The sequence below is a fragment of the Streptomyces sp. ATCC 21386 genome, assembly GCF_018728545.1.
GTDB lineage: Bacteria > Actinomycetota > Actinomycetes > Streptomycetales > Streptomycetaceae > Streptomyces.
On sequence record NZ_JAAVVL010000001.1, the window covers coordinates 2,126,034 to 2,136,497 of the forward strand.

The 10,464-nt window shown below is 72.5% G+C and carries 8 protein-coding genes; 6 read left to right on the plus strand and 2 right to left on the minus strand.

What is annotated here, in order from left to right; genetic code table 11:
- Positions 1 to 3,981: ATP-dependent helicase (locus GWK25_RS09255; protein WP_215449306.1), on the minus strand; the 3,981-nt coding region annotated here is incomplete at its 3' end.
- A gap of 187 nt (positions 3,982 to 4,168) precedes the next feature.
- Between GWK25_RS09255 and GWK25_RS09260 the strand changes: the two genes are divergently transcribed.
- The 3 genes from GWK25_RS09260 to GWK25_RS09270 are packed head-to-tail and all read left to right on the plus strand — an operon-like array spanning position 4,169 to position 6,251.
- Positions 4,169 to 5,077, plus strand: coding sequence for an AraC family transcriptional regulator (locus GWK25_RS09260; protein ID WP_251828784.1), 909 nt, complete (start codon positions 4,169 to 4,171; stop codon positions 5,075 to 5,077).
- A 29-nt stretch (positions 5,078 to 5,106) separates the two neighbouring features.
- A complete protein-coding gene (locus GWK25_RS09265; protein WP_308404475.1) occupies positions 5,107 to 5,946 on the plus strand; it encodes an AzlC family ABC transporter permease in 840 nt (279 codons plus the stop codon).
- Positions 5,943 to 6,251 (plus strand): AzlD domain-containing protein, encoded by a 309-nt coding sequence (locus GWK25_RS09270; protein WP_215449307.1) that lies wholly within the window; start codon positions 5,943 to 5,945, stop codon positions 6,249 to 6,251. Before GWK25_RS09265 ends, GWK25_RS09270 begins: the two co-directional genes overlap by 4 nt.
- Positions 6,252 to 6,311: 60 nt before the next feature.
- Here the strand turns inward: GWK25_RS09270 and GWK25_RS09275 are convergent, their stop codons facing one another.
- On the minus strand, positions 6,312 to 7,256 hold the full coding sequence (locus GWK25_RS09275) for a hypothetical protein (RefSeq protein WP_215449308.1): 945 nt from the start codon (positions 7,254 to 7,256) through the stop codon (positions 6,312 to 6,314).
- Between the two features lie 79 nt (positions 7,257 to 7,335).
- Between GWK25_RS09275 and GWK25_RS09280 the strand changes: the two genes are divergently transcribed.
- The 3 genes from GWK25_RS09280 (at position 7,336) to recA (ending at position 10,404) form a co-directional block, all read left to right on the plus strand.
- Positions 7,336 to 7,530: a DUF3046 domain-containing protein gene (locus GWK25_RS09280; protein ID WP_184900059.1), complete on the plus strand. Its 195-nt coding sequence runs from the start codon at positions 7,336 to 7,338 to the stop codon at positions 7,528 to 7,530.
- A gap of 94 nt (positions 7,531 to 7,624) precedes the next feature.
- The gene (locus tag GWK25_RS09285; protein ID WP_215449309.1) at positions 7,625 to 8,992 is read left to right on the plus strand and encodes an AI-2E family transporter; all 1,368 of its coding nucleotides are present in this window, start codon (positions 7,625 to 7,627) and stop codon (positions 8,990 to 8,992) included.
- Positions 8,993 to 9,273: 281 nt separating this feature from the next.
- On the plus strand, positions 9,274 to 10,404 hold the full coding sequence (gene recA / locus GWK25_RS09290) for a recombinase RecA (protein WP_215449310.1): 1,131 nt from the start codon (positions 9,274 to 9,276) through the stop codon (positions 10,402 to 10,404).
- Positions 10,405 to 10,464 lie beyond the last annotated feature (60 nt).

Here is a 10,464-nt window from a genome sequence, read left to right on the forward strand (position 1 = left end):
GAGGAGGGACCAGCGGCCGGCGACCGTGGGCGGGCCCGTACGGGACTGGGGACGCGCGGCGGCGGTCAGGGAGCCGTACCGGCCGCGGGGGACCGTGCGCTTGGCGCGGTGGGCGGTGGAACCCGCGGTGCGGCCCGAGCCGAGGAGGGAGCGCATGGGGGTGAGGGTGTCGTTGGTCAGTCGACCGGACCAGGCGAGGTCCCAGACGGCGTCGGCCAGTTGGGGATCGGTGACGTCGGGGTGGGTGGTCGCGCGGACCTGGTCGGCGATCTGGCGGAAGAAGAGGCCGTAGCCGCCGGCGAGCGCGCTCAGGACCGACTCGTGGAGCGCGGTCAGCTCCAGGGGGTGCGGCGGCGGGAGGAGCAGCGGGGCCGCGTCCGCCACGTACAGCGAGACCCAGCCGTCCTTGCCGGGGAGGGCTCCGGCCCCGGCCCAGACGACCTCACCGGACGCGGTGAGCTCGTCGAGCATCGCCGGGCTGTAGTTGGCCACGCGGGAGGGCAGGACCAGCTTCTCCAGGGCGGAGGCGGGCACGGACGCGCCCTGGAGCTGTTCGATCGCGCGGACCAGGCCGTCGACGCCGCGCAGTCCGTGGCCGCCTCCCACGTGCTGCCACTGGGGCAGGAACTGGGCGAGCGCGGCGGGCGGCACCGGCTCCAGCTCATGGCGCAGGGCCGCCAGCGAGCGGCGACGCAGCCGGCGCAGCACGGCCGCGTCGCACCACTCCTGGCCGATGCCCGCCGGGTGGAACTCGCCCTGCACGACACGGCCGTTCGCCGCCAGGCGGTGCAGGGCGCCGTCCGTGACGGCCGCGCCGAGGCCGAAGCGGGCGGCGGCCATGGCCGAGGTGAACGGGCCGTGCGTGCGCGCGAACCGGGCCAGGAGGTCGCCGAGGGGGTCCTTGACCGGCTCGGTGAAGGCCTCCGGTACACCGACCGGCAGGGCGGTGCCGAGCGCGTCCCGCAGGCGGCCCGCGTCCTCGATCGCCGCCCAGTGGGCGGTGCCGGCGACGCGGACCCGGATGGCGCGGCGGGACCCGGCGAGCTCCGGCGCCCACTGCGGTTCGGCGCCGCGCTCGGCCAACTCGGCGTCCGTGAGGGGGCCGAGGAGGCGGAGCAGGTCCGCGACCCCTTCGGCGTCCTTGACGCGGCGGTCCTCGGTGAGCCACTGGAGCTCCCGCTCCAGCTCGGCCAGCACGTCGGCGTCGAGCAGCTCACGCAGCTCCGCCTGGCCCAACAGCTCGGCGAGCAGCCGGGAGTCCAGGGACAGGGCGGCTGCGCGGCGCTCGGCGAGCGGGGAGTCGCCCTCGTACAGGAACTGGGCGACGTAGCCGAAGAGGAGGGAGCGGGCGAAGGGGGAGGGCTCCGGGGTGGTGACCTCGACGAGGCGGACCTTGCGGGACTCGATGTCGCCCATCAGCTCGGTCAGTCCGGGGACGTCGAAAACGTCCTGGAGGCATTCGCGGACCGCCTCCAGGACGATCGGGAACGAACCGAACTCGCTGGCCACCTGCAGCAGCTGGGCCGCGCGCTGGCGCTGCTGCCACAACGGCGTGCGCTTGCCGGGGTTGCGGCGGGGCAGCAGGAGCGCGCGGGCGGCGCACTCGCGGAAGCGGGAGGCGAACAGGGCCGAGCCGCCCACCTGGTCGGTGACGATCTGGTCGACCTCGCCCTTGTCGAAGGCGACGTCGGCGGCGCCGAGCGGGGCCTGCTCGGAGTCGTATTCCGTGCCCGCCTTCATGGGCTCCATGTCGAGCAGGTCCAGGCCCATCAGGTCGGCGTCGGGCAGACGCAGCACGATGCCGTCATCGGCGTGCATGACCTGGGCGTCCATGCCGTACCGCTCGGAGAGCTTGGCGCCGAGGGCGAGGGCCCAGGGGGCGTGAACCTGGGCGCCGAAGGGCGAGTGGACGACGACCCGCCAGTCGCCCAGCTCGTCGCGGAAGCGTTCGACGACGATGGTGCGGTCGTCCGGCACATGGCCGCAGGCCTCGCGCTGCTCGGCCAGGTAGGACAGCACGTTGTCCGCGGCCCAGGCGTCGAGGCCCGCGGTCAGCAGCCGCAGCCGGGCGTCCTCCTCGGACAGGGAGCCCACCTCGCGCAGGAACGCGCCGACGGCACGGCCCAGTTCGAGCGGGCGGCCGAGCTGGTCGCCCTTCCAGAACGGCAGCCGGCCCGGCACACCTGGAGCGGGGGAGACCAGCACCCGGTCCCGCGTGATGTCCTCGATGCGCCAGGAACTGGTGCCGAGGGTGAACACGTCCCCGACCCGGGACTCGTACACCATCTCCTCGTCCAGCTCACCGACCCGGCCGCCGCCCTTCTTGGGGTCCGAGCCCGCGAGGAAGACTCCGAACAGGCCCCGATCCGGGATCGTGCCCCCGGAGGTGACGGCGAGCCGCTGGGCTCCCGGGCGGCCCGTGATCGTGCCGGCGACCCGGTCCCACACCACGCGCGGGCGCAACTCGGCGAAGGCGTCGGACGGGTAGCGGCCCGCGAGCATGTCGAGGACGGCGGTGAACGCGGACTCGGGCAGCGAAGCGAAGGGGGCCGCGCGGCGGACGGTGGCGAGGAGGTCGTCGAACTGCCAGGTGTCCATCGAGGTCATGGCGACGACCTGCTGCGCCAGGACGTCCAGGGGGTTGCCCGGGATCCTCATGGACTCGATGGAGCCGCTGCGCATCCGCTCGGTGACCACCGCCGACTGGACCAGGTCGCCTCGGTACTTGGGGAAGACCACACCCGTGGAGACCGCGCCCACCTGGTGTCCCGCGCGGCCCACGCGCTGCAGGCCCGAGGCGACCGACGGGGGAGACTCCACCTGGACGACGAGATCCACCGCGCCCATGTCGATGCCCAGTTCCAGGCTGGAGGTGGCGACCACGGCCGGCAGCCGGCCCGCCTTCAGATCCTCCTCGACCAGGGCGCGCTGCTCCTTGGAGACCGAGCCGTGATGCGCGCGGGCGAGGACCGGGGGCGCTCCCTGAGCCGCGCCCGAGCCGCCCATCAGCTCCGCCGGGGCATGGTGCTCGTCCAGCGGTTCGCCGGTGGCACGCTCGTACGCGATCTCGTTGAGCCGGTTGCACAGCCGCTCCGCGAGGCGGCGGGAGTTGGCGAAGACGATCGTGGAGCGGTGGGCCTGGACGAGGTCGGCGATCCGCTCCTCCACGTGCGGCCAGATCGACGGCCGCTCCGCGCCCTCGTTGGCATCCGCGACCGGGGAGCCGCCCAGCTCGCCGAGATCCTCCACCGGCACGACCACCGACAGGTCGAACTCCTTGCCGGACGGCGGCTGGACGATCTCCACCCTGCGGCGCGGCGAGAGATAGCGCGCGACCTCGTCGACGGGACGCACGGTGGCCGACAGGCCGATGCGGCGGGCCGGCCGGGGCAACAGCTCGTCGAGCCGCTCCAGGGAGAGGGCCAGGTGGGCGCCGCGTTTGGTGCCCGCGACCGCGTGCACCTCGTCCAGGATCACGGTCTCCACGCCCGCGAGTGCGTCGCGCGTGGCCGACGTCAGCATCAGGAACAGCGACTCGGGGGTGGTGATCAGGATGTCCGGCGGACGGGTCGCCAGGGCCCGCCGCTCGGCGGCCGGGGTGTCCCCGGAGCGGATGCCGACCTTCACCTCGGGCTCGGGCAGCCCCAGGCGCACCGACTCCTGACGGATGCCGGTCAGCGGACTCCGCAGGTTCCGCTCGACGTCCACCGCGAGGGCCTTCAGCGGTGACACGTACAGCACCCGGCAGCGCTTCCGGGGTTCGGCAGGGGGCGGGCTGGACGTCAGCTGGTCCAGCGCGGCGAGGAACGCGGCCAGCGTCTTGCCGGAGCCGGTCGGGGCGACCACCAGCACGTCCGAGCCCTCGCCGATCGCCCGCCACGCCCCGGCCTGGGCCGCGGTGGGCGCGGAGAACGCCCCCGTGAACCAGCCGCGGGTCGCGGGGGAGAAGCCGTCGAGGGCTCGATCTGCGGAGCTGACCATGCCCCCATCCTGCACCCGACCACTGACAACGGCTCGGACCTGGGTGAACGGTTCGAGGTGGGCCGGCGTGAGGGCGCGTGGGCCGGGGCCGGGGGCGAGGGCTGTGGTCCGGTGGGGACGGGCTGGGCTGGGGCGGGCTGCGCGGGCCAGTGGGGTTCGTCGTTCGGACCGGTCGCAGAATGGGGGTATGGCGGGTTCGGTGGAGCGGGCGAGACACTGGCGGTACGCGGAGCTGCCCGGGGTCGACCTGCTGCGGGCGACCTACGTCGAGAAGAGGTTCGTGCGGCACACCCACGAAAGCTTCGTGATCGCGGCCATCGCCGACGGCGTCGAGGTGTTCCACCACGGCGGCGCCGACCAGTACGCGGGTCCGGGCACCCTGGCCCTCGTCAACCCGGACACCCCGCACACCGGCCGCGCGGGGGTTCCCGAGGGCTGGCGGTACGGCGCGGTCTACCCGCCGGCGGACCTGGTGGCCGAGATCGCCGCCGAGACCACCACGATCCGCGGCACCCCCGGTTTCGTGAGCCCGGTGCTCGACGACCCCTACGCCGCAGGCCTCGTCCACCAGGTGCTGCGGGCCGTCGACGAGGGCAACGCGCTGGCCGCGGACACCCTGCTCCGGGTCGCCGTGACGCGGTTGCTGCGCCTGAACGGCGGACCGCTGCCCCAACGCCCCGTCCGCACGGCAGGCACCTCCGTCGCGGCACGCGCGCGTGCCGTGCTGGCGGAGCGGATGGCGGACCCGCCGACCCTGGAGCGGCTCGCCGCCGACCTCGGCACCAGTCCCTTCGCGTTGCTGCGGGCCTTCCGTGCGGCCTATGGCATGCCGCCGCACGCGTGGCTGACCGACGCCCGCGTACGGCGGGCGCGGAGCCTGCTCGACGTGGGCACGGCTCCGGTCGATGCCGCCGTCGCCGTCGGCTTCACGGACCAGCCGCACCTCAACCGCCACTTCAGCCGGATCGTCGGCGTGCCTCCCGGGGCCTACCAGCGCGAACGCGTGGGCGGTCCCGGAGGCGGGCGTGAGCGGGCGGAGGACGCGCAAGGAGGCACGGACGGCGCTCGGGGGCGCAAGAACGTACAAGACCGATAACACCGACGGCTCGTACCGTCCGGTGCGTGGTGACTGAACAGACACGCCTCGCCAAGACACGGGACGACGGCGGCGGCAAGAAATCCGACGGAGCGGTCGTCCGGGACTCGCTCGGAGTCGGAGTGGCGGTCGGCCTGTCCGGCTTCGCCTTCGGGGTGACCTCGGTCGGCAGCGGGCTCAGCCTGCCGCAGACCTGCGCGCTGAGCCTCCTGGTGTTCACCGGGGCCTCCCAGTTCGCCCTGGTGGGCGCGCTCGCGGCCGGCGGCAACCCCTTCACGGCTGCCGCCGGGGCGTTCTTCCTGGGCGTGCGCAACGCGTTCTACGGGCTGCGCCTCTCCCAGATGCTCGCCTTCCCGCGCGCGGTGCGGCCGTTCGCGGCCCAGTGGGTCATCGACGAGACCACGGCCGTCGCCCTCGCCCAGCCCACGCGCCGGGCCGGCCGTATCGGCTTCACCGTCACCGGTTTCACCCTCTATGTGCTGTGGAACCTCACCACACTGCTCGGCGCGCTCGGCGCCGAGGCCATCGGCGACACCGGTGCCTGGGGGCTCGACGCGGCCGGACCCGCCGTCTTCCTGGCCCTCCTCGCTCCGATGCTGAAGACCGCCGCGGAGCGCGCTGTCGCGGGCATCGCCGTCGTGCTCGGGCTGGGCCTGCTGCCCGTCCTGCCGGCCGGAGTCCCGGTCCTGCTCGCCGCCACGGCAGCCCCGCTGGTGCTCTGGGCGGAGGGACGCCGACGCGGGGCCGACGGTGCGCGGATGGGCTGCCGACGGGGAGACGGTCGGCCGGAGGGCGGGCAGGACGACGGCGTGCCCGACCCGCAGGGCGAGGACGGCCTGCGCGGCGACAGGCAGGGGGACGTCCGGTGAACGTCTGGATCGCGGTCCTCGCCACCGCCGTCGGCTGCTACGCGGTCAAGCTGATCGGCCTGATGGTGCCCGAGGGCGTCCTGGAACGCCCTGCCGTGCGCCGCCTCGCCGCCCTGCTGCCCGTGGCCCTTCTCGCCGCACTCACGGCTCAGCAGACCTTCGCCACCGGCCACGACCTGGTGGTGGACGCGAGGGCCGCGGGGCTCGTCGCGGCCGCCCTGGCGCTCCTCCGGCGTGCGCCCTTCCTGATCGTCGTGGCCGCGGCGGTGCTCGTGACGGCGGGAGTGCGGGCGATCACGGGCTGACGCCCGCCACGACGGGCGTACGACCGCATGACGCCCCCGACGGCCCTGCGGCGGCGAGCCTCAGCCGATCGGACGTCCGTACGCCCGCAGCGTACGCAGGGCCTCGATCGTCACGATCGGGCGGCTCTCCATGGCCGTGCTCGGCGCCCACTGGCGCCAGCGGATCGGCCAGCCGCCGTCGTCCGTCTGCTCGCGCGCCAGGAAGTCGAGGGAACGGGACATCTCCTCGTCGGTGAACCACGCGCGCGCGAGGGACTCCGGGGTGGGCGCGAAGTCGTGCGGGTAGTGGTGCTCGCCCGGCGCGTAACCGGCCGACACCGGGAAGTCGCCGGGCCGCTGCGGATCCAGCGCGGCGAGCCGGTGTTCGCGGACCAGGCGGCCGAGCCGGTCGGCGGCGGCCCGCGCGCGCGGGCGGTCCGGCACCGACTCCAGGAACGCCACCGCGGCGTGCACCTCGTAGGGGTGCGACTTCTCCAGGGACTCGACCGCCTGCCAACAGAAGTCGGTGGCCCGGAACAACCACGCGTGCCACACCTGGTTGCGGTGCAGCAGGCCCACCACGGGCCCGGTGGCCAGCAGATCACTGGGCGGGTCGTCGACGATCGGCACGAACGGGGCCGCCGGATAGCCGCGCTGGCTGGGGTGCACCGCGGGGAGCGCGCCGTCCGGGGTCGACACCGACGTCAGATAGCGGCACACGCGCTCCACCCGCTGTCCGCCGCAGCGCCCGATCGAGTCCAGGACGCGCAGCGCGTGCCCGGTGTGCAGCGGCTGGCTCACGGGGCCGCGCAGATCGGGTTCGAGCGCGTGCCCGTAGCCCTCGTCGGCGTTGCGGTAGGCGGCCAGCGCGGTCTCCACCGCGTCGGCGCTCCCCTCCAGGAAGTGGTAGGCGAAGCGGCGCTGCTCCAGCACGCGCGCGGTCAGCCAGATGAACTGCTCGGCGCGAGCCAGCGGGGTGTGCGCCGGGGACGACGAGGGGAGTGGAGATGCTCCGGTTTCGGCCATGGCACCGACCGTAGGGTGGAAAGCGGTATCGGAAAGCCGTCCCGGGCAGGCCCACCCCCTGGGGCGGGATACTGGACTCATGCGGTTGACGGTCTTCTGGCAGCGGATGGCGGAGCACTTCGGTGCGGGGTACGCCGACACCTTCGCGCGCGATCATGTGATGTCCGATCTCGGCGGACGTACGGTCCACGAGGCGCTGGACGCGGGCTGGGAGGCCAAGGAAGTGTGGCGCGTGGTGTGCGCGACCATGGGCGTTCCCGCCGAAAACCGCTGAAACACCCGGCACTTCACCAAGCGGACGTCGGTCGTTGCGCCGGAGGATCGGGGGGCGGGGTCTGATTGTCGGTGGCGTGGGCGAAACTTGGTGCGTGGCTCCCACAGACGAGACCGCGAGGTCCCAGCAGCAGGCACCCCCGTACGGTACGACACCTCCCGTCGGCCCCCCGGCCGACCCGGGTCCCGGTGCCGCGCCGAACGGCCGTATGCCGCGCTGGCTGCCGCGCGCGATGGTGCTCGCGCTCTCCCTCGTCGCCGTCTTCCAACTGGGCAGTTGGGCGTTCCACCAGCTGATCGGGCTGCTGGTCAACATCCTCATCGCGTTCTTCCTCGCGCTCGCGATCGAGCCCGCGGTGAGCTGGATGGCCTCGAAGGGGCTGCGCAGGGGCTTCGCCACCTTCCTGGTCTTCCTGATCACACTGGTCCTGGCCGCGGGCTTCGTCACCCTGCTCGGCTCGATGCTCGCCGGCCAGATCATCAAGATGGTCGAGGACTTCCCGGCCTACCTCGACTCCGTCATCAGGTGGATCAACACCACCTTCCACACCGAGCTCAAGCGGGTCGACATCCAGGAGGGGCTGCTCCGCTCCGACTGGCTCCAGAAGTATGTGCAGAACAGCGCGACGGGCGTCCTCGACGTCTCCGCGCAGGTCCTGGGCGGTCTCTTCCAACTGCTGACGATCGCCCTGTTCTCCTTCTACTTCGCCGCCGACGGCCCACGGCTGCGGCGGGCGCTGTGCTCCGTGCTGCCGCCCGCGAAGCAGGCCGAGGTGCTGCGCGCGTGGGAGATCGCCGTGGACAAGACCGGCGGCTATCTCTACTCACGCGGGTTGATGGCGCTGATCTCCGGCGGGGCGCACTATGTCCTGCTGGAGTACCTCGACGTGCCCTACGCGCCCGCGCTCGCGGTTTGGGTCGGCCTGGTCTCGCAGTTCATCCCGACCATCGGCACCTATCTCGCGGGCGCGCTGCCGATGCTGATCGCCTTCACGGTCAACCCCTGGTACGCGCTGTGGGTCCTCGTCTTCGTGGTCATCTACCAGCAGTTCGAGAACTACGTGCTGCAGCCCAAGCTGACCGCCAAGACCGTGGACATCCACCCGGCCGTCGCCTTCGGGTCGGTCATCGCGGGCACCGCCCTCCTCGGGGCGGTCGGCGCGCTCATCGCCATTCCCGCCATCGCCACCCTGCAGGCCTTCCTCGGGGCGTACGTGAAGCGGTACGACGTCACGGACGACCCTCGGGTGCACGGGCACCGCAGACGTGGCTCCCGCACTCTCACGCGGCTGCGCAGACTGCTGGATGAGAAGGCGGACCGGCGGCACCCGGCGAACCGACCGACGAACGGCCCCGAGGCGCAGGCCGGGCCCGAGGCCGACGCCGGGTCCGAGCGCGACGCCGGGCCGGAGAATGGCGCCGGCACGGAGGGGGACCCCGGGCCGGAACGCGGTACTCCGTAGGGCGCGGCCTCCGGGCGCCGCGGCCGCGTGGGAAGGCCTGTCGAAGGGGTCCGAGGTTCTGTGGAAGTCCTCCGGATGGCCCGTGGTGTCGCTTGACACTAAATTCGAACATCCATTCTTATGGAGGCTCCGGCGCGGCTGCCGACGGGAGTTCGGCAGGGTTTTCGTGGAGAAGTGCCCGAGTTATCCACAGGTCGGGCGGGCGTCGGGGCCCATTGTCAGTGGCAGGCGTTAGCGTCTTTCACGTGAAGCGATCGACTCAAGCAAACCGGGTGGAACCCATGGCAGGAACCGACCGCGAGAAGGCGCTCGACGCCGCGCTCGCACAGATTGAACGACAATTCGGCAAGGGCGCGGTCATGCGCATGGGCGAGCGGTCGAAGGAGCCCATCGAGATCATCCCGACCGGGTCGACCGCGCTGGACGTCGCCCTCGGCGTCGGCGGCCTGCCGCGTGGCCGAGTGGTGGAGATCTACGGCCCCGAGTCCTCCGGCAAGACGACCCTGACCCTGCACGCGGTGGCGAACGCCCAGAAGGCCGGCGGCCAAGTCGCCTTCGTGGACGCGGAGCATGCCCTCGACCCCGAGTACGCCCGCAAGCTGGGCGTCGACATCGACAACCTCATCCTGTCGCAGCCGGACAACGGTGAGCAGGCCCTGGAGATCGTGGACATGCTGGTCCGCTCCGGCGCCCTCGACCTCATCGTGATCGACTCCGTCGCCGCGCTCGTCCCGCGCGCGGAGATCGAGGGCGAGATGGGTGACAGCCACGTGGGTCTGCAGGCCCGTCTGATGAGCCAGGCCCTGCGGAAGATCACCAGCGCGCTCAACCAGTCCAAGACCACCGCCATCTTCATCAACCAGCTCCGCGAGAAGATCGGCGTGATGTTCGGCTCCCCGGAGACCACGACCGGTGGCCGCGCGCTGAAGTTCTACGCCTCGGTGCGTATCGACATCCGCCGCATCGAGACCCTGAAGGACGGCACGGAGGCGGTCGGCAACCGCACCCGTTGCAAGGTCGTCAAGAACAAGGTCGCGCCGCCCTTCAAGCAGGCCGAGTTCGACATCCTCTACGGCCAGGGCATCAGCCGTGAGGGCGGCCTGATCGACATGGGCGTGGAGCACGGCTTCGTCCGCAAGGCCGGCGCCTGGTACACGTACGAGGGCGACCAGCTCGGCCAGGGCAAGGAGAACGCCCGCAACTTCCTGAAGGACAACCCCGATCTCGCCAACGAGATCGAGAAGAAGATCAAGGAGAAGCTGGGCGTCGGCGTCCGGCCCGAGGAGCCCGCCGCCGAACCGGGTGCGGACGCGGCGGGCGCGGCCCCCGCCACCGCTGACGACGCCGCGAAGGCGGTGTCCGCTCCGGCTGCCAAGGCCACCAAGACCAAGGCCGCGGCGGCGAAGAGCTAGTCCGTGACGCGCAGAACGGACTGGGGCGAGTACGCGTATCCCTGGCTCTTATACACATCT